Here is a 21,535-nt window from a genome sequence, read left to right on the forward strand (position 1 = left end):
TAGATCACACCTCTTAGTAAGCAGCCTGTCCACTTTCGGAGTCAAGCTTAGGAAGAAGCGTGAATTTGCGGCAAGTCCTGTTGTGCCATCTCATCTCCAAAGAATAGGTCGTCCAGCGAACTGAGCGTTCCATCCTCTTCCACTTGGTAGACAGACATTTTTTCACCATTCACCTGAAGTTCGATAAAGCATCCCCAGCAATAAAATTGATGGGAGCCGATTTTGCCGATATCTTTGGAATTACAATTCGGACATCTCAATAAACTCACCCTATCCATTAACAGAATATATGGCTTTTTCCAGACGCTGCTCGCTTAACGGGGGAACCATAACAGCATTTTCCCCGATGGACATATCTTCGGTGCAGGGCAGCCATTTCCGCCCCTCTATAATATCCGATACAAAACCATCGCTGATTTCCAAGCCTATTATGTTATTGCCCATTTCCTGGTCAAAATAAACATCCGAGATGTGCCCGAGCATGAGCCCTTCCTCTGTTAGCACGGATAGATCCTTCAGTTTACCGGGTCCAAGCAAGTACGTATGTTGTATATCATGGGCCTCCGTTTTACGGACAGCCTGCTGATTGCGAATCATGATCGCATCCTCACCGTAAGCAACGATGTCATCCCAAGCAACCATTTTCACGTGAGAAGAAAAAAGCCCTTTTCCTTCCAACTCGATCCCTGTGATTCGCCAATCAGCAGTCACCATAAAGTCATGTATTTTACCAATCTGCTTCCCGTCCTCCACATCGAAAACGGCAAGTCCGATCATATCTTGAAGCTTCATATATAGGGTACCTCCTCATTCTGCAATCCGAACGAAGGTGCGGTCCTTTTCCTACATGCCTGTCAGACCTTGCTTCCGTTCATGCAATGAAATGGAAAACCGCCCCTCCCTTCTTATTAAAATGCGGAGAAATCCCTAGTACCTAGTACGCAGCCGCTTCCATATGGTTTCAATTTTCTTGGCCGTGTATTCCATTTCTTCCGTAGTATTACCCAAACCGAAGCTAAACCGAATCGCTGAATATAAAACATCTTCAGGAAGATCCATCGCCTGCAATACATGCGATAGCTCTAGAGACCCGGAAGTGCAGGCTGATCCGCTTGCTGCCGCGATTCCTTCCATGTCAAGGTTCATCAGCATGGTCTCTGTACCAATGGCCGGAAAGCTAACATTAAGGACATTAGGTAAAGAATGATCAGGATCACCGTTAATCACAAAATTTTGGCTACCCAGAGTGTCTTCCAACCCTTTAAGCAACGTCTGACGAAGAACCGTATCGTGCGCCCCACGCTCCTCAATGGAAGCATTAGCAAGAGTTGCGGCTTTAGCCAGACCCGCAATACCGGCAATATTTTCTGTTCCGGCACGACGTTTCTTCTCCTGAAGTCCCCCATGCATTAGCGGCTGAATGCGTGTACCTTGGCGGATATATAATGCACCCACCCCTTGCGGTCCGTTAATCTTATGACCCGACACACTCAGTAAGTCAATCGGGAGATTCCGACAGTCGATGGATATATGACCCAAAGCTTGAACCGCATCTACATGGAATACAATGCCATGTTCTCTCGCAATCTGCCCTACTTCTGAGATCGGCTGAATGACGCCCACCTCATTGTTGGCATACATCATGCTGATCAAAAAAGTGTCCGGACGAATGGCCGCCTCGATATCCGCAGGGTTCACGCGTCCAAAACCGTTGACCGGGACATAAGTCACCTCATACCCCGCTTTTTCCAGTTCATCACAAGCATGAAGCACTGCGTGATGTTCAACTTCGGTTGTAATCATATGCCCGGAAGTACGGCCGTCTGCCGTAGCCGTCCCAAACAGGGCCAGATTATCGCTTTCTGTCCCTCCGCTCGTAAATATAATTTCTTCAGGCTTGCAGCCCAAAGAGGCCGCAACGGCATCCCGAGCAGCGCTGACGGTGCGCTTGGCATCGCGGCCAAAGGCATGAACGCTCGAAGCGTTGCCATATTGGCCGGTCATGATGTCCATCATAGTCTGCGCAACCTCAGGATGCATAGGAGTCGATGCGGCATGATCCAGATAAATTCTGTTCATGTTAATCCACCTCAAATGTAGAACATCTTGTTCTTAGTATCGCCGAAATTCAATTATATACTTCATTCCTAATATAATGCACTGTAAAAGTTTTTATAAAAGCATTCCAACCGCAAGTATTCGCGGGTATTCGTCGGAATTGTGATTTTTCATATGATTTTTTGTGATTCAAAAAAACTAAATACCTACACATAAATCGAACTCATCAACAATTTCCTTTCATTGTATATTGATGTATACGAAGTAGCAATAAAATTTTAATATTCTCTAAAGTAGCTTTTCGGCTTACCCACCTTCTAGTCCTTGTCCCAGCCATTAAAAATAATGATATGACGCGTATCTGATTTATCTCCCATACACAAAGATAATTATCCTTTTCAAGAGCCAACAGCCCGGCTTTAATGTCCTCTGTGCGCCTTCCTGTCTTTATCTCCAGATCCTTGGCGGCCTGCTGAAAAGTTGTAGACTGAACGGCGACGTTAAGCTAACGGGCAGTTTAATGGAACTCTCCATGTTTCGAAACGTAATTATTTAATGATTGTACCAGAACTCACCTAAAGTGAGATATGATTAACTCTGAGTATATTCAATAAGTGAGGTGTAACTTTGTCATCAATTTTACTAATGATTTTTTCAATTAATTTTGCTCTCCTACTTTTGCACGAAATGGATGCAATAAGAGCTAAAGAATGGAGAATGTTTATAATCCTAAAAGATATGGAAGATAAACGCGCATTCAAAGTATTTACAATTTTGCATCTACCGCTATATACTTTTTTATTGTTTTCATTTATTAGTCAACAACCTTTATCTTTCGTAATATTAGATCTATTTTTAATTTTTCACTCGATCGCTCATTTTTTCTTTGAGAAGCATCCAAATAATAATTTTACTTATACTCAAGATTAATTATATATCCAATGGGCTTATTGGGTTTGTTACATCTTCTTGGGATAATGTATTTTTAAAGGAGACGTAATCCGTTTCTCACTGGAGTAAATAACCAGTCTTTCGAGTTGGATTTGTGGCAAAAGAAACCTAAATTGTTATCGGTTAAAATTAATTTCATATTACGCTAACGGGAAACGTTAGTTCAATGAAACAGCGACAGTCTAGATCTTTATTTTCCCGTCCTAGCCCACCGTTGATTCTTTTATTGTAGTTAACAAAACTTTATTTTCAACGAACATTTAAAAAGTGAACTCATACCAGTTCCACCTAGAATGTCCGTCTGTAAGCAATTCTTCAACTAAAAAGCTCTGCCGACCAATTAAGGTTAGCAGAGCTTTTTACTATTTAACAATAAACCTCACTTTAGTTCCGACAGCGTATTTATCTAACTGATGATTACCCATGATCCTGCTCCCCTATTATCACTAGGGGTTATGTATCTAATATCAGCACCTGCGCCACCTTCTGCGTAGGATAAGCGCCCAGCGCCTTTCTGTATTACTACAGTAGGTTTCCAAACGCTCTCCTCCGAACCGTACGTACACCTCTCAATGTATACGGCTCTCCACTCATCAATCTAATTTCCCACTATGTAGAGCAGTGTGACACTCTCTACATAGTGCTATGGTTTTCCTTCTTCTTGCTATCATGAAGTATTCCCATTTCTTTTTTCCTTTTAAGTCCTTGAGTTTTTTCACATGATGTATTTCCATTTCATTTGAGCTTTTTGAACAAAACTCACATTGGGCAGCCTTAAGTCTGTCCATCAAGCTTGTTGTTCCCCCAAATTTCAGTGTATTAGGCAGTGTGTCTGCATCATGGATATTGGTTAGTTTCCTCACTCTTTTGAATCCATCTTTGTAGAAGTACATTATTTTTTGACCTTTTTTTGTTTCGTATTTAACGCCTATTTCACCATTAACTTTATATTTTGCCATCATCTTGGCTACTGACATATTGTACTTGGAGCCTAATGTCTTGGCAAAGCTGAACTTCATAAAATGGTAGAATTTATGGAGGTTAGACACGTTGTTTGCGATTTTGTAATAGTTATACAAACCTCGAATTTCAGAGTTAAATATATTTACAATTTCAATATCGTCCAGGTCTTTCAAATAAGTTCTACATTTTAGTTTCCATTTCCCATCCGGTGTAATTTCCAGTGCGCCATATTCCTTCAGCTTTTTTACCCATTTATCCTGAGGTAGATAGAGTTTGCAAATATAATTTCGGGTTCTTTTGGTGAACCCCTTGCCGTCAGTACCGATACTCATGCCCCTTGCCATCATAATATCGTAACCCAGAAATCTCGCTTTTTGTACACTATTTGTGACAAGTGTTTTCTCCTGTGACAAATTGAGTTTTAGCTTGTTTTTCAGAAACATTGTTATATCCTCTTTAATGAACAGACAGTCTTCCTTACTTCCAATGACTCCTATGATGAAATCATCAGCGTATCTCGTATACTTAAGTTTCCTGAAGTCACTGTCCATGGGATTTGTGCTCTGAGTGCTTAGCAAGCGAGCTCTAAGCTCCTTATACTGCTTGAGGCGTTCACCTCTGTGTTCTTGCGATAGTCCCGTCCATTCGTTCTTAAGCTTCTTTCTCATTCTATACGCTTTTATTTCCAGATACCTCTTGATGCTGGTCGTCTTTCTTTTGGTTCCTTTATCGAAGGCCTTAATGTATTCTTTCATGAATACATCCAGTTCATGAAGGTAGATATTTGATAGTATCGGGCTAATAATTCCACCTTGCGGTGTTCCACTAAACGTTTTATGAAATTTCCAGTCATCCACAAATCCTGCTCGAAGGAATTTCCACATTAGCCTAATCCATTTAGAATCATCTATACGTTTCTTTAATATATCAATTAAGACGTGATGATCTATATTATCAAAGAAACCTTCGATATCTCCTTCTATGAACCACCTTACCCCTGTAAATGTTCCTCGCACCTGTTCAAGAGCCGTATGGCAGCTTCGATTCTTTCGGAAGCCATGAGAAGTTTCAAGAAATGTCCTATCGCATATAGCTTCTAATATCATACGGACAACTTCTTGTAAAAGCTTATCGTCGAATGAGGGAATACCTAATGGGCGTTTCTTACCGTTGGCTTTAGGAATGTACACTCTACGGGATGGTTGGGGTTGATAGGTTTCATTTTTGAGTGATTCAATTAATCTTTCAACTCTTTGAGTGTTGAAACCATCCACGGTTTTACCATCTGAACCTTCCGTCATGTTACCCAGCTTTGCGTATATATTTTCATATGCCTGGTAGTAAAATTCAGGATTGTACAAGTTTCTATATAGACGGTCGAACCTATAGTTTCTATCCTTAGACTTGGAAATTAGATTGTCCAATACTACTTCTGGATTTCTCATGAGCCTCTCGCTCCTTCCAGCGTTGTACTGAACTTGACAAGCTGTTCCCCTTTGCCATGTAGCAGGCTTTCCCTGCCTCAGACTACTACGGGAACTCCGTTACCATGTCGGATTTTCAGGTTCTTTCACCATAGCCTTAAAGGCGTTCCGATTTAGGTAATCCCCATTTAGACATATACTGACATAGCTTATTGTAGTATCGGATGTGACTTTCGCCCTTCAACCCTTATTGGGCTTGCTCAGTCTCTGGGTTGCTGGCACTCCAACCTTTGGGTGTTGGGGTGTTTTTCTAATGTATCCAATGTGCACCTGAATACATCCAATAGACTGTATAGCGTTTGTAATTACCTTCCGCTATAATTATGGCTCAAATCGCTCGGACTATCATTCAAGCAGTTTAGCTTTCATCCTTGTCTACAATATTTCATCTTGCCATTCAGTCGTGACGTGGTAATTCGCCAACTTATGGCTTTCCCAACATGCTACACTCCCTGTTCAGTTTCCATTCCAGATCAGTTGGGCGATGACAGGCTTCGCAACCTAACCTGTTGCCTTGCTATCAGCAAATTCAGTTTATGCCCTTATGGGCGCACACACATCGCCATAGGCCACTCATCCCTATCCTTGCCCTTCTTGGTGGGCACACCCTTTAGGGACAACTCACGATTATGGTCGGATCCTTCGCGGTCTATGGTACATACTGGTGACTTTCCGGCTGCTATAGCCTCTTTAATGTGCTGTGCTGTTTCTGGGTACTTGGCTGACGGAAATTTGAGCTTGACCGTATCGGCAGACACCTGTGTTACTGGAACGGCTACAGGGTCGCTCTTAGTGGTCTTTACAACGTCTTGTTGTACGCTGCAGCCAGCTAATAGGATTGTAATTAGTACAGTGAATATCCATCTAAACATATGTATTCCTCCCCCTAAACGTAAAAAACAACCCACCGGCTTTGAACCGCACCCTTTCCTCTTAGATGATTATATCATGTGTCTAAGATTCGGGGTGCGGTTCACGTATACCAGTAGGGTGCCACTATGCTAATATAGTTTCCTTTAGAAAATCATATAACAATATGCTAACTAGGTATTTATCCCTATATAAAATTTACATTTTATTCTTCATAATTACAAATGTAGCTATAATAAAACAGGAGGTGGGATTTCTAATGATGAATTAATGAGCTTAGCTTTAGTAACATTATCAGTAACCGTCGAGACACTGCTTTGCCGCTTCAGACAGTGACGTGGCTTACTACACTCCTTATCTGTTCAGTTACGATGATTTTAGAGTAAATAATAACCCGATTGATAAACAGACATTCCTTTAAAAAAAGGATAAAAAAACAACTAGATATCTAATAGCGGGAACAACTTGAGAGGATGAATATAAATGAGAAATAAATGGTTTTCAATTTTATTAATGGCAATCATTACTGTAGTCACCATTCTTCCTAGTTATCCTGAAACAGTTTCGGCAGATACCTACCATGTAGGCCAAACATGGGAAGTTAAAGATGGAGGTACTTCTTACACCTTTGACCTAGGAGATCCTGGAGTTCCGCGAAATATGTATAGCATAAAGAGTGTTTACAATGCGAAAACAGAAAATACTGGAGCTGATCCCGAATGGGTTTCCCTGTACTATTCTCAGGATGGAGTAAAATGGTACTTAGAGGATTCGACACCGTTGCATTATGATAGATATGATGGTGTTTACACTATTCCTTGGACAATATTCAAGAGTAAACACCCAGAAGTGAGCAATATCCGATACGTTAAAATAGAAGCTGACTCATGGCAAGTGTCTATCAAAAACATTCGCTTAGAAGTAGTCGACAGATCTGTAGCTTACTAGTACATGTTTAATTGTCTGATGACGAAAAGGAGCGTTTAGTGTTTCAAAGTATACTACTAAAAAACGGTTGCTGAGAGGCTATGATACAGGCCAGAGTGGGCTAGTCAACAACATTGAGAAAAAGGCTATTTTGCATAACACCTCTTCAAGTATATACCATCATACCTAAATTCCTTATATCACATTTTAGAGTATAACTTGAACTAAAGTTTTAAAAATAACTCTGCGAGGCATGATCATGGCCATTAAACCTGGTCGTTGCCTGCTGAAGCAAAGGTTGCGCGAAATACGAAAAGATCAGCAATGGTTGAGTGACACTACTGGGATTCAAGTCTCAGATCTCAGAATACGCCAACAATAGGCGGCTGATGTCCCTGACAACTGCTATGAATATTGTTGCAGCAATCGGCTGTCACATTGATGATCTTTATGAGCGAATCGAATTCAGCAGCACTGAGTGACACTATGTCACTCCGACTGGGTGTATGTAAATATGCTATTTGGAAAAACAGGGCTGCCTGATGACATGAAAGACAAAGAATAATAAAATAAATTTCCAAACGCTTAGATCTTTAGTACAATAACATTAATTAAACCATTCATAACTTAAGCCCTTCCGGGCTTTTCTTTTCACCATTAAAGCGAACATTTGTACCTATATAAGGAGATAGAATGTATGGCATCATACACCAAAATTAAAGCAAATACAAACAAGGCTATAAGTGGATTTGTACACTGGAGGGGCCTCCTGATCCGATTACCGGTGTAAGGAGACAGATACCGCGAAGAGGCGATACTAAAAAAGAAGCTTTGGCCAAGGCTCAAGCTGTTTATGACGAAATGAAAAAAGGGATTGATCCGAAAAAAAAATAAAAAAGCAACTCTCGAATCTGTTGCTGAGGAATGGCTTAAAACCTATTCTAAAGGTAAGGTCAAGCGCAGAACAGTCACTCAGCGTGGCGTTCAAATGGCTCCACTCAAGAAATACTTTGTTAATAAGCCTATAATTAAAATAACCCATCAGGATTATCAAAACTTCTTAAATGATTTAGATGATAAAGATTATGCGTATAATACGATATCAGGAATACACAATGTGGCAAATATGATCTTTAAATACGCTCTTAAAAACAAGTATAGAACTGACAACCCCACCATTGAGGCAATTATTCCGGAAAAGCTCATTACGGTGGAGGAGATTGAGAATAAGGATCAACTGATCGAGGAGAAATATCTAAATAGAGCGGAACTGACGGATTTTTTGTCAGCTGCCATGCAAGGTGAACCTTATGATAAAGAAATATTCTACTTATTTGCTTTTTCGGGGTTCCGTTCTGGCGAATTGTGCTCTTTAAAGTGGACAGATGTTGATTTTCAAAACAATACGATTAGAATTACAAAAACCATAGATGCTGACAGTTTTGAGAAGTATGAACTCACTACTCCAAAGACTAAAAAATCGATTAGAGTAGTACCTGTCGATGAATCTATAATTGAGATGCTCAAACAACATCAGATTAATCAGAACGTTCAAATACCGCAACTAAAGAAACTTTTTCCTAACTATCATGATGAAGAATTTGTATTTTGTACAAACAGTGGCTATCCACTCAATCCGCAGCATATACGTGTACGTATGTATAGAATTCTAAAAAGCACGTCAATCAAGAAACACGCCACTCCCCATATATTCAGACATACTTATGTCAGCATGCTCGCTGAAGCTGGAGTCGACTTAAATACCATTATGCAAAGAGTGGGACATGAGGACGAAAAGACAACTCTAAAAATATACACACACGTCACAACAAAAATGCAGCAGAACGCTGACCAGAAGATCAAAACCCACTTTTCCGACGTGCTCAAGCTCAGCGTTTTGCAGGAAACGTGATTTTTAATGTGATTTATAAGCATTAAAGCCCCATAAAGTGGGGCTTTAATGCTTATAACAAGGTTTTTCTTGTTATAAGCAGGATTGAAAACTAAATATAGAACATGTAATTGTCCAATTCATCATGTTCTTGGTATGTGATCAAGTCCTTAAGTGTAGTTGAATCCAACACTTCAGCAATGCTGTCACGAATTCGCAGCCAGAGCTGACGTTTTGCCGGATCGTCTTCTTCCGTGAAATCGACCGGAGAAATCGGACCTTCCAGTACACGAATGATGTCTCCCGCTGTTACTCCTGCCGGTTCATTCGCCAAAATATAACCGCCGTAAGCACCTCGGATACTTTTTACCAAACCTGCATTACGCAAAGGTGCGATGAGCTGTTCCAGATAATGCTCTGACAGCTGATTTTTTTCGGCAATACTTTTCAAAGAAGTTGGACCTTCGCCAAACCTGGCTGCAAGTTCCATCATAATGGTCAGGCCATAACGGCCCTTCGTTGATATTTTCAATTGTGCCACCTCACTTATAGTAACAATTCCGTTAAACACGCGGAATAACTAGTGTTGTAAACCTCTCTATTCCGATCCTAACCCTCAGCTTATGTTAACATATTAGGGCAGGTAAAGGGAAACATTACGATAACAATCTTAAAAAAAGTTGCTTTCGAGCGATTTGGAACAGCTTTAGCCCATTTTATATAGCTTTCTTCCATCGTTCGCCGTGTCGTTTGATCGTCCAAACATCGTATCTTATTATCGTTTATGTTACAATAGGTGGGTTCTACAACAATATTGAAAGAATTGGGTGATGACCATGGCTAAAGCCAATCATGAAACCCGTGTCGTCGTCGGGATGTCCGGTGGCGTCGACTCATCCGTTACCGCGCTGCTGCTGAAGGAGCAGGGCTATGACGTAATCGGCATCTTCATGAAAAACTGGGATGACACGGATGAATTTGGCCGTTGTACGGCTGAGGAGGATGCGGAGGATGTGCGCCGTGTCTGTGAACAGATCGACATTCCTTACTATACCGTCAATTTTGAGAAAGAATACTTCGATAAAGTATTCTCCTATTTTCTTGATGAATATAAAGCTGGACGCACACCCAACCCGGATGTCATGTGTAACCGTGAAATTAAATTCGGCGAGTTTCTAAATAAAGCGCTGGATTTGGGAGCAGATTATGTTGCTACTGGACATTATGCACGGGTTGTGGAAGAAGACGGCCACTTTACTTTGCTGCGAGGTGTGGACAGCAACAAAGATCAGACTTATTTCCTGAATGCATTAAGCCAAACACAGTTGTCCCGAGCCATGTTCCCTATCGGTCATCTGCCGAAACCAGAAGTGCGTAAAATTGCGGAAGCTGCAGGACTGTATACGGCCAAGAAGAAAGACAGCACAGGCGTATGTTTTATCGGCGAACGTAATTTCAAGGAGTTTCTGAGTGGATATCTGCCTGCAAAAGGTGGAGATATGGTGGATATCGCTACTGGTGAAGTCAAAGGACGCCACGATGGTCTGATGTACTATACACTGGGTCAACGACAAGGCTTGGGCATTGGCGGCTCAGGTTCAGGCGAACCGTGGTTCGTAGCGGATAAGGATCTGGAGAAGAATATTCTGTATGTGGTACAAGGTGATCGTCACCACAGTCTGTATTCTACCAGCCTGATTGCAACGGACGTGAACTGGATTGAAGGCGCAGATACTCGTCCGTCCGGCGAATTCCGTTGCACAGCCAAGTTCCGTTATCGCCAACCTGATCAGCAAGTAACTTTACAATGGCTTGCGGATGGAACCGTGCATGTCATATTCGATGTACATCAGAAGGCCATTACGCCTGGACAAGCTGTTGTATTTTACGACGGGGAACGCTGTCTGGGTGGCGGAACCATTGATAAGGTTGAAAAACTTCAGCCTGAAACAGTTTAAATAAAATGACCATTTTGCATTGATATAGCAGGGAATTAAAAAAAGTCGTCTCTCCAGATTTGGGAGGGGCGACTTTTTTTATGAAAGATGTTTTTAGTTAATGGCTTGTAAAGAATTGATAATCTGCTCTTTATGATGTCTGTCATGCTGGACAAACATTTCTTGCAAAAAATTTTCCATGGTGTATGCACGTCTCTTGAATTAACTAGAAAGATCATTAATACATAAGGAACTTTTGATAACATCCTCATTTGGGTATATGATGTAGACAAGATCATACTTCAATTGAAAAGGAGCGTGCCTTTATGTCTGATTCATTAGGAATGCTGACACCGGGTAAAAAAGTTTCTTTGAAAGAATGGGACCCCAAGGATACGAAGAATATCAAAAATAAAGAAGAAATCCGACAGGAAACAGATCAATTGAAGGAACGCTTCACGGAATTACAAAGCAAATTATTTACAGAGAAAAAACAATCCGTTTTGTTTGTATTTCAGGGTATGGATTGCAGCGGCAAAGATGGCGTCATCAGACAGGTATTTTCCAACCTTAACCCTGCGGGGGTGACTGTCCACAGCTTTAAATCACCTACGGCTGAGGAATTAAGTCATGATTTCTTGTGGCGTGCTCATAGCGTTACCCCAGGACGTGGATATATTGCAGCATTTAACCGTTCTTATTATGAGGATGTGCTGATTACACGTGTTCACGGACAGATATCCGATAAGCAGGCCAAACGGAATATTAAGCATATCAAGCATTTTGAACAGTTGTTGCTGGATAATGGTGTAAAGGTGGTTAAAATCTTTTTACATATTTCAAAGCAATTTCAGTTAGAAAAGCTGATTGACCGGATTGAAAAGCCTCACAAAAACTGGAAACTCGATCCAAGTGACTTGCAGGAACGAAAATTTTGGAAGCAATATACCCAGTATTATGAGGATGTATTAGAGCTAAGCGCAACCAAACAGGCTCCTTGGTATATTGTTCCTTCAGACAACCGTTGGTATAGGGATTATACTGTGCTACGGATTGCCGTCCAAACGCTGGAGGAAATGAAGTTGTCTGATCCTGATCCAAGACCTGAACTTGAATCTCTTTTACCTGAATTGTACGAAGAACGAGATAAAAAATAGCTGTATAGGTACAGCACTAAGCTTCCAAAACCGTATCACGGCTGAGAATGCCTTGAGTCGGGATTGGAAGCTTTTTATTGCATTTTTACGTGTTATTTCGAAAATGTATAAAGCTTAACTGACTCTGTACCCGATAGCCGCAGCTACAACTCCTACCACGACAGAGGACAGTACATACGTAGCCATGCGTCGGTATTCTTTACGCTCCATCAGTTGAAGAGATTCATAGCCGAATGTGGAAAAGGTGGTGTAGCCGCCACAAAAACCTGTTCCTAGCAGCATCCAGAGTGCAGGAGACAAATGGTTTTGCGTAAACTCGCCATAGAGCCAGCCTAGCAGCAATGAACCGCTGACGTTAATGATCCACGTCCCCCACGGGAATACGGTACCGAACCTCTTTCCAGCCCACATGCCAAGCCCGTATCTCGCCAGTGTACCCACGATACCGCCTGTCGCTGCCCACCAGATCATAAGCGTTCCTCCTTGGGAGCAGCCTGCGTCATTTTTGTACCTAGGCGGATACCTGTCCATGTCAAAAACAGCCCTCCGCCTACGCTAAGCAGCAGGTACAACACAGCCGTCAGCATACGATCGTGAACCGTGAGGCGGACAGCATCCACTGCAAAGGTGGAAAAGGTGGTAAAACCCCCTGTAAATCCTGTTCCGATGGCAAGTCGCAATCGCGGCTTGATCCGCCATGATCGCAAGGTTACCGTAAAGAACCAACCAAGAAACAGGCAGCCGATCCAATTGATTAGCAGCACACCAAGTGGAAAATCCGCACCCGCCGCAGGCAGCAGCGATTGCAGGCCATAACGGGTAGAGGTTCCAAGCGCTCCGCCCGCAGCAACGTATAGCACGTCTTTCATCTTTTATCCCCTTCTTCGCTCTTGCACAATCATGGTGTAACGTGACGATATCGTACACACTCTGTATATTAAGTCGCACATATATTAAGACTGTGAATCCCGCCAGCGCTGGTTTTGCCTGATTTTTGACTCATTCCCCTGCTCAGTAGCCTGGTAGAAGGTTTGGTCTGCTATCGAATCGGGCAAATATTGCTGCTTCACATAGTGATTCGGATAATTATGTGGATATTGATAGCCAACATGCCCGAGCTTTTCCGAGCCTTTGTAGTGTGCGTCACGCAAATGGAGTGGCACCTCGGCTGATTTGATATCGTCCATAGCCGACATGGCCCGTGAAATCGCCGTATATACGGCATTCGATTTGGGGCTTTCCACGGCGAACAAAATGGCCTGTGCAATGTTCAGCTTGGCCTCGGGCCAGCCGTTATTGCGATAAGCTTCAAGCGCACTCACCGCTTGCACCATTGCCTGCGGATTCGCCAGGCCAATGTCCTCACTGCTCGCCGCGATGAGGCGGCGGATAAAGGTCATCGGGTCCATGCCGAGCTTTTCTACGGCGTACAGGAACCAGAACAGCGCGGCGTCGCTGGAGCCGCGTATGCTTTTGTGAAAGGCCGACAGCACGTCATACTGCGTGGATTCATCTGCTTTGACAATCGGGCGGCGGATGGATTCCTCCGCGACTTCCAGTGTCACGTGAATCGTGCCGTCTGCCAGTGGAGGCGTCGTGAGCGCCGCCAGTTCCAGCGCGTTCAAAGCGCGGCGGATATCACCGTTCGCCATGGACGCGATGTGAGCCAGTGCAGTTTCATCTACCTGAAGCTGCATGTAGCCGAGCCCTTTGTCCGCATCACTCAAGGCGCGGCGCATAGCAGCCAGCGAATGCTCCTGCGTTAGCGCTTCAAGCTGGAACAGCGTAGAACGGCTCATTAAAGCGCCGTTGACGTAGTGAAAGGGATTTTCAGTCGTGGCGCCAATAAACACGATCGTGCCCTTTTCCACCGCAGGCAGCAGTGCATCCTGACGTGAACTGTTAAAACGATGTACCTCATCGAGAAACAAAATAGTTTTTTTGCCATACATCGATTTATTCGTCTGTGCACGGTCAATGACTTCTCTTACGTCTTTCACAGATGCTTCTACAGCATTCAGACGTACAAAATCGCCTTGCGTGTGTTGCGAGATGATATGTGCCAGCGTTGTTTTGCCGCACCCCGGTGGTCCATACAACAAAATAGAAGAAACCTGATCTGCCTCTATAGCTCTTCGCAGCAGCTTACCCGGACCCACAACATGCTCCTGTCCAATATATTCATCCAGCGAAGTCGGACGCAAGCGATCCGCAAGCAACCGATTGCTTGGCGTTGACTCTTGGGAATATGAAAATAAGTCCATTTCATTCACTTCCTTATGGTTTATGAACGAACACTTTCTCTTTTTCTTTGAAAACCTACTATATTATGTTCGCTCATACGGTTGAAAATCATGAAATTTCAAGTCATCTATAATCCTGATACAGTGTAAACCGCCTCTTATTCTACCATATCCGTTAACAAGTTGCAGATAGCATGGTCATGGCACAGCTGTAGATCTCCAAGTCAGTCGCCCACAAAAAAGAAAGAACAGCCTTAGACGAAAGATGAATTTCGTGGCTGTTCTTCGACTGACATGACTTCCTAATTTCCATCACTAAGATAAACAGTAAACAAAAAGGAATACAACAACTCAGGCGATGCTTTACAACGCTTTTCTGTTTACTCCGTCTGTGCCTGTACGTAACTAGGAAGTGAGCCATCATGCAATAGCCACAGCTCATGCAGCGCACGAGTACATCCTACATACAGCAGCTTGGCATCCCATGCCCGTTCCCCATAATGCTCATGGTCGGCATCCGCCACAATAACTGCATCGAACTCCAGACCTTTGGATAGATACACAGGCAGTACCGACAAACCGCCTTCATATTGCTTTTTACCACCGTCAATCAAATTCACATCCAACCCCGCGCTTGTGAAAACCTCATGTAGCTCCACAGCCTCTTTTAAGGTACGGGTCAGCACAGAAACAGTACGATACTCCTTGGAGGACAGCTCTTTTAGAGCGGTGAGCAAACTCTGCTCACGCACCGATGAGTCGTAAGACATAGTGCGCACCGGATCGCCACTACGAAATACCGGAACTGCCGTAATACCGCCGCGAACTCCCTGCTCCAAAATCGTGTTTGCAAATTCTATAATTTCCAAGGTTGATCTATAGCTCCGCGTAAGTGCAAAATACCCTGTATGTTCCGGCGCAAAAAGAGAACTCATTTCCTCCCACGCATGTACGCCACGGTATTCATGAATGCCCTGCGATAAATCGCCCAGTATAGTAAAGGAATGCCCTTTCACGAACAAATCCAGCAAGGCGATATGAAAAGGTGAAAAATCCTGCGCTTCATCAATGACCACATGGTCAAAACGTTGAGATGACTCTACCTCATGAATCAGCACGTGAAGATACACTAACGCAGTCAGATCTTCTTCACGGATAATCTGTTTTCGCAGGTCCGACTGTGTGGTCTTAAAAATAGCAGTCGGCAGAGAAGCCTTCATCTCCGCAGCCGTATCTGCGGGTAACCCTTTAGCTGCCTGAAAAAGCTGCTTATAGAGCGTCAGTGCGTCATATTGTGGCCATTTTTTAGCATATGCCTTTTCCCGTGTCCCTGCCTTTTTCTTGCGTTCCTTGAGCGCTGCCGCCGAAGGCGACTTTTTCAGTTCCATTTCAATCCAGCGGTGCACTCTTGCCAGCACACGCTCCTTCCGCTTCGCGAGCGGATAAGGCTTATATTCCTCATTAAACCAATTCAAAATCTCAGCTTGTGGCAGCACCGCTCCATCCCATGGTGAAAAATCCCCCTCGGGCACGGAGATGGGCTCCAGTCGTTCAACAAAAGCTTGAAGCAACTCCATAAAGTGAACCGAACCCTTGAATCTTCCCGGCGCCTCATCCATGGATTCCTTTCTCAGACTGCCACTCTCAAACCAATAAGATAATGTTTCGGCAGGATCAGCCAAAGGTAAATCCAAACCCAATAAGTCCAGTGCCCAGTCTGCAAATGTACTTTGCTGAATATTCCCGACCCCCAGCTCTGGAAGTACATCTGAAATATAGTCAAGGAACATATGGTTTGGTGCGAAAATTACCATTTTGTCCGCGGATACCTGATCCTTGTATTGATACAGCAAAAATGCGAGACGATGCAGCGCTACCGTCGTCTTGCCACTACCCGCTACCCCCTGAATAACGAGGGCTGTATTTTTGGCCGCGCGGATGATCTGATCCTGCTCCGCCTGAATGGTAGATACGATATCCCGTAAACGGTTATCCTTGTTTTCTCCCAAACGATAAACGAGAAACTCATCGGAAACGGCAGGCTCGTCGCTTTCACGATTATATGTATCGGCTACCCGTTCCAGGATTTTTTTCCGAATGACAACATTACGCTTCAGATAGACCAAGCCCTCAATGGTTCCCTCAGGAGCTTCATAGGACGCGGTTTCTTCACCACCTGTAAACGAATAAAACAAGCTGGCAATCGGTGCACGCCAATCAATCACCAGCGGATACGCTGACGTTTCTTCACGCTCCACTCCAATTTTACCGATATAAAGTGGCTTCCGCTGCCCTCTGCCACGCTCTTCAAAATCCATACGACCAAAATAAGGCTCCTGCGAGCTTTTGGCCAAAGCCTGACGTTTTTCCTCCCGTGCCGATTCCAGCACTTGCTCCGTAAAATCATGCCCGGTGTACACCGGCGTATTGCGAAGCCGTTCCAATCTCCGATCAATTTCCTCCATAGCAAGCGACAGCCTATGCTGTTCTTCTTGATAGGCACTTTGAAACTCATTCTCCATTTCAGTTACCTCCTAAGAATATCAAGTCTCGATTTCTGCATCGCATTCACTTGCTCCGACACAAAAAGGAAAGTAAGCGTAACACATTTAACCATAAAAATCCAACCTTATTTCCTAATACGCCTATTTCCCTACTCTTTCACAAAAGTATGAAGCTTTGAGGCACCAATGGAGCGGGTGATTTGAATCCGAAGAAGCGGAGCGTTCGCCTTTGCCTCTGAATTCCCCCCTCTCCTCATTACAGTGAGAGGAATTCAGAGGCAACAGCGATCGGAGGATCAAATCACACGCGCAGCGGCCTCTAATGCTCCATACTCCTCTCCCCCATCTCCACAAACTGCTTTTGAGCCAGCTCACGGTACACCTGATGGGACTCTAATAACTCAGTATGAGTTCCTGCACCGGTCACCTTGCCCTTGTCCAACACGATAATCTGATCGGAGTGAACCACCGTAGACAAGCGATGAGCAATGACAATCGTCGTGCGTCCTTCCATCAAGTTCGCTAGGGCCTTCTGTACCTCATGCTCAGATGAGCTGTCCAGACTAGATGTAGCCTCATCCAGCATGAGAATGTCAGGGCTACGAAGAAGCGCACGCGCAATAGCGATCCGTTGACGCTGCCCTCCGGACAGCTTCATTCCCCGTTCTCCCACCTCAGTATTGTAGCCTTGAGGTAGATCCATAATAAATGTATCCGCATACGCCATCGTGGCTGCTCGTCTCACTTCTTCCAAGTCAGCTTCGCGTCCCAAGCCATATGTAATATTATCTCTGACCGTTCCGGTCATCATTGAGCTTTCCTGCGATACATAACCAATTTTGGAGCGCCAGGAGGAGAGTGTATATGACGATATCGGTTCGTCTCCATAACGAATTTCCCCTGTATCTGGCACATAAAAGCGTTCCAACAATGAAAACAAGGTGGACTTCCCACTCCCGCTCGGCCCCACGAATGCTGTCGTCCGGTTAGCCGGAATGACCAAGTTCGCATTATGAAGGACCTCTTCACCTTCGGTATAAGAAAAGGCAACATCACGAAGTATAATATCTCTGCTCTCTTTTGCCGCTTCCTGCTTCAACTCGAGCGGTTCCTCTTCATGATCTAAAATAGTCTGAATCCGTTCAGTAGCCCCAACCACCTTTTGTAGACGTGAATACAGGGTCGTGAATTGTGCCATCGGTGTAATCACCTGAAACAGTAGCAAAATAAAAGCCACCAAATCCCCGGCGGTCAGCACACCCGATGCGACACGAACACCACCAACACCCAATATAATGACCAGCACTGCAGTCAACAAGAAGGTAGAAATGGGACCTACAAGAGCCAGGATGCGTGACTCTTGCAAACCGAAGCGGAACATCCGGTAAATACGATCCTCACCGGCCTGAGCCTCTCTGCTTTCGGTTCCGTAGGCCTTAACCAGTCTGATTTCGCCGATAACCTGACTCAACACCGAGGTCAGATCTGCCATCTCATCCTGCTGTTTTTTGGAGATACGGTACATTTTTCTGCCTACCGGAAATAAAATCAGGGCTGTTAGCGGAACAATAGCCATAATAATGAGCGTCATCACCCAATCCAGATAAAATAACAATGCAATACCACCAATAATTGCAATCACATTAGAAATCAGATTGACTAGATACTCCGTAATTAAGTTCATAATCAGGCTTGTATCATTGGTGACACGACTCATCGTATCTCCTGACCGATTTCGATCAAAGTAAGGGATAGGTAGAGATAAGATTTTATGCCATAAGCGTTTGCGCAAATTAGCCACAATCTTATGCCCAGCATAGTTCAACATATAGATAGAAACCGCCGAAGCCACCGCTTGAAGCACAAAAGCGCCAAGCAGACCAACAATGACCATACGATTTAATGAAGAAAAGGTTAAGCCATCAATCAACCCTTTGGTCATCATGGGTACGATTAAACCAGCAATGGTCTGGATCAGGGTCAGAATCAGGGCGATGATCAGAATGGCCTTGGGCGGATGCGCACTCGCAATCAATTTGATAAACCGCCCCATGCCAGCCTTATCCGGTCTTTTACCTGGCTTTTCCTTCATCCGGTCCTCCTGCTCATCTTGGTGTATATGATGTTCTTTTTCCATATACCATCAACCTCGCTTCCTGTCTGACCATTCTTGTTCAAACAACAACACCCGCGCTCTGCGCGGGTATGAACAGTACAATCTATCTTCGAGTTTACTACACCAGAGAATGAAGCACAAAGTTAGCCACAAATAGTACAGAAATGATATATAATGCGACAGGCACTTCCTTGCCCCGTCCTGCTGCCAGCTTGGCTACGGGGTATGCAATAAACCCAAATGCCATCCCGTCTACAATACTGTAAGTAAAGGGCATCATCACCATGATCAGAAATGCAGGAAACGCTTCAGTAAAATCACTGAAATCCATCTCTCGCACATTTTGTACCATTAGACCCCCAATGATGATCAACACGGGCGCAATGGCACTGTCAGGAATATAAGCCAACAGTGGAATAAAGAAAAACGTCGCCCCGAATAAAATAGCAGTTACCAGCGGTGTCATTCCCGAGCGTCCCCCCGCTGCAATACCAGCCGTCGATTCCGCAGCGGCTACCGCCGGACTGCTGCCCAAAATACCGGCAAAGATATTGGTTACAGCCAACACACGCAAGCTGTTTTTAAATAAATCCGGTCTTCCGATCATGTTGGTTTGTGCAGTAATCATACCAATATTCTCGAATAGTACAATGAGTAGGAGCAAAAAGACAGCGATCCAAAAAGCTACCGAGACAATGCCTGAAAAGGAAAGCTCTCCAAACAATTGCCCATACTGTCGCACCGTTTCAGAGGTTCGTACCGTGCTTGTAGGCTCTACAGCTCCCAGTATATAAGCAAGCCCAGTTCCCGCCAAAATGCTAATTAGTAAACCTCCCTGAACGTTACGCACAAACAATACAATAGCGAGCAGCAACGTTACACAAGCCGTAATTACCTTGGGATCATTAAAATGGCCAATAGCCACAAAAGTCGTCTGATGAGCAATCACGATGCCGCTTTTTTGCAATCCGATAAAGGTTAAAAACAAACCAATGCCTACCGTAATTCCGTGCTGCAAATTATGGGGAATCGCTTGGCTAATCAGCTTGTATAATGATGTAAAGGCCACAATGGCGAATAAGATCCCTGTAATGGCAACCACCATCAACGCTTCCTGCCAACTCAGCTTCATAGAATGTACGAGCGTATAAGTGAAAAAGGCATTAATCCCCATCCCTGGTACAACGACCATTGGAGATTTCCCACCAAAAGCCATAAGCAGACAGCCGATCATCGATGTCAGCAGCGTCCCGAGCATCGCCCCTTGGAGGGGAATCCCGGCATCTGCCAAAATAGTTGCATTAACCATAACAATGTATACAACGGAAAAATAAGAAATGGCCCCAGCGGCTAATTCCTTTTTCCAATGATGCTCGGGCTTGAAACCGAGACTTCTGGACCACAGTCCATCCTTCATACCAAAACCCTCCAGCAGTTGTTCAATCTGTTTGCAGTAAACTGCGCTTTTTCAAAACAAAAAAGAGCTGTAGCAACTGTGACACAAAGGATGTGATGCACAGAACTACAGGTCTTAAAGTGAATACATACTGATGTAAATCTACGAATGCACTGCCATGCTATTTTTGCAACTTACACACCAGCATGTTCTAATAAATCCTTCACGGCTACACTAACCATGATCAGTCCTGCTACCGGAGGTACAAATGCATTGCTTGCAGGCGGCTGCTTCGCCTTCCGGATTTCAGGTGCGTTTGCAGGTACAATTTTTTTTGTAATTTCTTCACGTGGCTTCATTGGTTCTTCATCGGAGAATACAACCTTGACGCCTTTGGTAATACCTTCCTTGCGCAACTTGGTGCGGATGACACGGGCAATCGGGTCCATTCTCGTCTGGGAAATATCCGCAACTTGAAAACGACTCGGATCCATTTTGTTCGCAGCACCCATACTGGAGATCATCGGAATCCCCCGTTTCAGGCATTCCTTAATCAAATGAATTTTGTAAATAATCGTATCCGAAGCATCCAGCACATAATCCAGTTCGTACTTGAACAGCTCCTCATATGTTTCTTCCGTATAAAACATGTTCAGTGCAATCGCTTCACATTCAGGATTAATCAGTTTCACACGCTCTACCATCAGATCAGCCTTTTTTTGGCCTACCGTCGTTGTCAACGCATGTATCTGGCGATTAATATTGGTGATATCTACAACATCTTTATCAATCAGAATGATACGTCCAACGCCCGTGCGCGCCAGTGCTTCCACTGCAATCGAACCGACACCGCCGATACCCAGCACGGCCACCGTGCTATTTTTCATAACCTCTAGACCTTCAGTTCCGATAGCCAGTTCCGTTCGTGAAAATTGATGCAACAATATGGTATATCCTCCCTCACTGATTTAAACTCTATGCTTGAACTCCAGCATACAAACCACGAACCCATTATCCATATGAGGGTAACGGGTTCAT

17 protein-coding genes and 2 pseudogenes are annotated in these 21,535 nt (G+C 44.0%); 5 read left to right on the top strand and 14 right to left on the bottom strand.

Translation table 11 applies throughout. From position 1 onward, the window contains the following. Positions 1–47: 47 nt before the first annotated feature. The 3 genes from KAI36_RS20000 to KAI36_RS20010 form a co-directional block, all read right to left on the bottom strand. Positions 48–260: a hypothetical protein gene (locus KAI36_RS20000; protein WP_013311529.1), complete on the bottom strand. Its 213-nt coding sequence runs from the start codon at positions 258–260 to the stop codon at positions 48–50. Positions 261–270: 10 nt separating this feature from the next. After that, positions 271–792 carry a PRC-barrel domain-containing protein gene (locus KAI36_RS20005; protein ID WP_013311530.1) on the bottom strand — a complete coding sequence of 174 codons (522 nt, stop codon included), beginning with the start codon at positions 790–792 and terminating at the stop codon, positions 271–273. A 135-nt stretch (positions 793–927) separates the two neighbouring features. Continuing rightward, entirely contained in the window at positions 928–2,079 is a 1,152-nt protein-coding gene (locus tag KAI36_RS20010) for a cysteine desulfurase family protein (protein WP_220025827.1), read from the bottom strand. Positions 2,080–2,745: 666 nt separating this feature from the next. Here KAI36_RS20010 and KAI36_RS27625 point away from each other — a divergent pair. Next, positions 2,746–2,988, top strand: a complete 243-nt coding sequence (locus KAI36_RS27625) for a DUF6713 family protein (protein ID WP_346730212.1) — start codon at positions 2,746–2,748, stop codon at positions 2,986–2,988. A gap of 383 nt (positions 2,989–3,371) precedes the next feature. Here KAI36_RS27625 and KAI36_RS27445 read toward each other — a convergent pair. The 3 genes and pseudogenes from KAI36_RS27445 to KAI36_RS20025 all read right to left on the bottom strand — a co-directional run. Further along, positions 3,372–3,496 (bottom strand): annotated as a pseudogene (locus KAI36_RS27445) (NucA/NucB deoxyribonuclease domain-containing protein); the annotation flags it as partial. 106 nt (positions 3,497–3,602) lie between these two features. Next, positions 3,603–5,417, bottom strand: a complete 1,815-nt coding sequence (locus tag KAI36_RS20020) for a reverse transcriptase/maturase family protein (protein WP_220025828.1) — start codon at positions 5,415–5,417, stop codon at positions 3,603–3,605. Between the two features lie 593 nt (positions 5,418–6,010). Next, a pseudogene (locus KAI36_RS20025) lies at positions 6,011–6,328 on the bottom strand (NucA/NucB deoxyribonuclease domain-containing protein); the annotation flags it as partial. 481 nt (positions 6,329–6,809) lie between these two features. Here KAI36_RS20025 and KAI36_RS20030 point away from each other — a divergent pair. Continuing rightward, on the top strand, positions 6,810–7,274 hold the full coding sequence (locus tag KAI36_RS20030) for a hypothetical protein (protein WP_220025829.1): 465 nt from the start codon (positions 6,810–6,812) through the stop codon (positions 7,272–7,274). 853 nt (positions 7,275–8,127) lie between these two features. After that, a complete protein-coding gene (locus KAI36_RS20035; protein WP_258382205.1) occupies positions 8,128–9,165 on the top strand; it encodes a tyrosine-type recombinase/integrase in 1,038 nt (345 codons plus the stop codon). Positions 9,166–9,256: 91 nt separating this feature from the next. Here the strand turns inward: KAI36_RS20035 and cymR are convergent, their stop codons facing one another. Next, the gene (gene cymR / locus KAI36_RS20040; RefSeq protein ID WP_013311532.1) at positions 9,257–9,676 is read right to left on the bottom strand and encodes a cysteine metabolism transcriptional regulator CymR; all 420 of its coding nucleotides are present in this window, start codon (positions 9,674–9,676) and stop codon (positions 9,257–9,259) included. A gap of 304 nt (positions 9,677–9,980) precedes the next feature. Between cymR and mnmA the strand changes: the two genes are divergently transcribed. After that, entirely contained in the window at positions 9,981–11,102 is a 1,122-nt protein-coding gene (mnmA, locus tag KAI36_RS20045; RefSeq protein WP_165178721.1) for a tRNA 2-thiouridine(34) synthase MnmA, read from the top strand. A 305-nt stretch (positions 11,103–11,407) separates the two neighbouring features. Further along, the gene (locus KAI36_RS20050) at positions 11,408–12,238 is read left to right on the top strand and encodes a PPK2 family polyphosphate kinase (protein ID WP_220025830.1); all 831 of its coding nucleotides are present in this window, start codon (positions 11,408–11,410) and stop codon (positions 12,236–12,238) included. Positions 12,239–12,352: 114 nt separating this feature from the next. Here the strand turns inward: KAI36_RS20050 and crcB (KAI36_RS20055) are convergent, their stop codons facing one another. The 7 genes from crcB (KAI36_RS20055) to KAI36_RS20085 form a co-directional block, all read right to left on the bottom strand. Then, the gene (crcB, locus tag KAI36_RS20055) at positions 12,353–12,709 is read right to left on the bottom strand and encodes a fluoride efflux transporter CrcB (protein ID WP_220025831.1); all 357 of its coding nucleotides are present in this window, start codon (positions 12,707–12,709) and stop codon (positions 12,353–12,355) included. After that, positions 12,706–13,107 (bottom strand): fluoride efflux transporter CrcB, encoded by a 402-nt coding sequence (gene crcB, locus KAI36_RS20060; RefSeq protein ID WP_220025832.1) that lies wholly within the window; start codon positions 13,105–13,107, stop codon positions 12,706–12,708. The genes crcB (KAI36_RS20055) and crcB (KAI36_RS20060) overlap by 4 nt, the downstream gene beginning before the upstream one ends. An 84-nt stretch (positions 13,108–13,191) precedes the next feature. Continuing rightward, entirely contained in the window at positions 13,192–14,502 is a 1,311-nt protein-coding gene (locus tag KAI36_RS20065; protein ID WP_220025833.1) for a replication-associated recombination protein A, read from the bottom strand. A gap of 359 nt (positions 14,503–14,861) precedes the next feature. Continuing rightward, on the bottom strand, positions 14,862–17,003 hold the full coding sequence (locus KAI36_RS20070; protein WP_220025834.1) for a HelD family protein: 2,142 nt from the start codon (positions 17,001–17,003) through the stop codon (positions 14,862–14,864). Positions 17,004–17,304: 301 nt separating this feature from the next. Continuing rightward, positions 17,305–19,122 carry an ABC transporter ATP-binding protein gene (locus KAI36_RS20075; RefSeq protein ID WP_071642536.1) on the bottom strand — a complete coding sequence of 606 codons (1,818 nt, stop codon included), beginning with the start codon at positions 19,120–19,122 and terminating at the stop codon, positions 17,305–17,307. A 97-nt stretch (positions 19,123–19,219) separates the two neighbouring features. Continuing rightward, positions 19,220–20,518, bottom strand: a complete 1,299-nt coding sequence (locus KAI36_RS20080; protein WP_023989918.1) for an NCS2 family permease — start codon at positions 20,516–20,518, stop codon at positions 19,220–19,222. A 173-nt stretch (positions 20,519–20,691) separates the two neighbouring features. Continuing rightward, entirely contained in the window at positions 20,692–21,441 is a 750-nt protein-coding gene (locus KAI36_RS20085) for a tRNA threonylcarbamoyladenosine dehydratase (RefSeq protein ID WP_013311554.1), read from the bottom strand. Between the last annotated feature and the right edge of the window lie 94 nt (positions 21,442–21,535).

The sequence above is a fragment of the Paenibacillus sp. S02 genome (assembly GCF_019454065.1).
GTDB classification, from domain to species: Bacteria; Bacillota; Bacilli; order Paenibacillales; family Paenibacillaceae; genus Paenibacillus; species Paenibacillus polymyxa_B.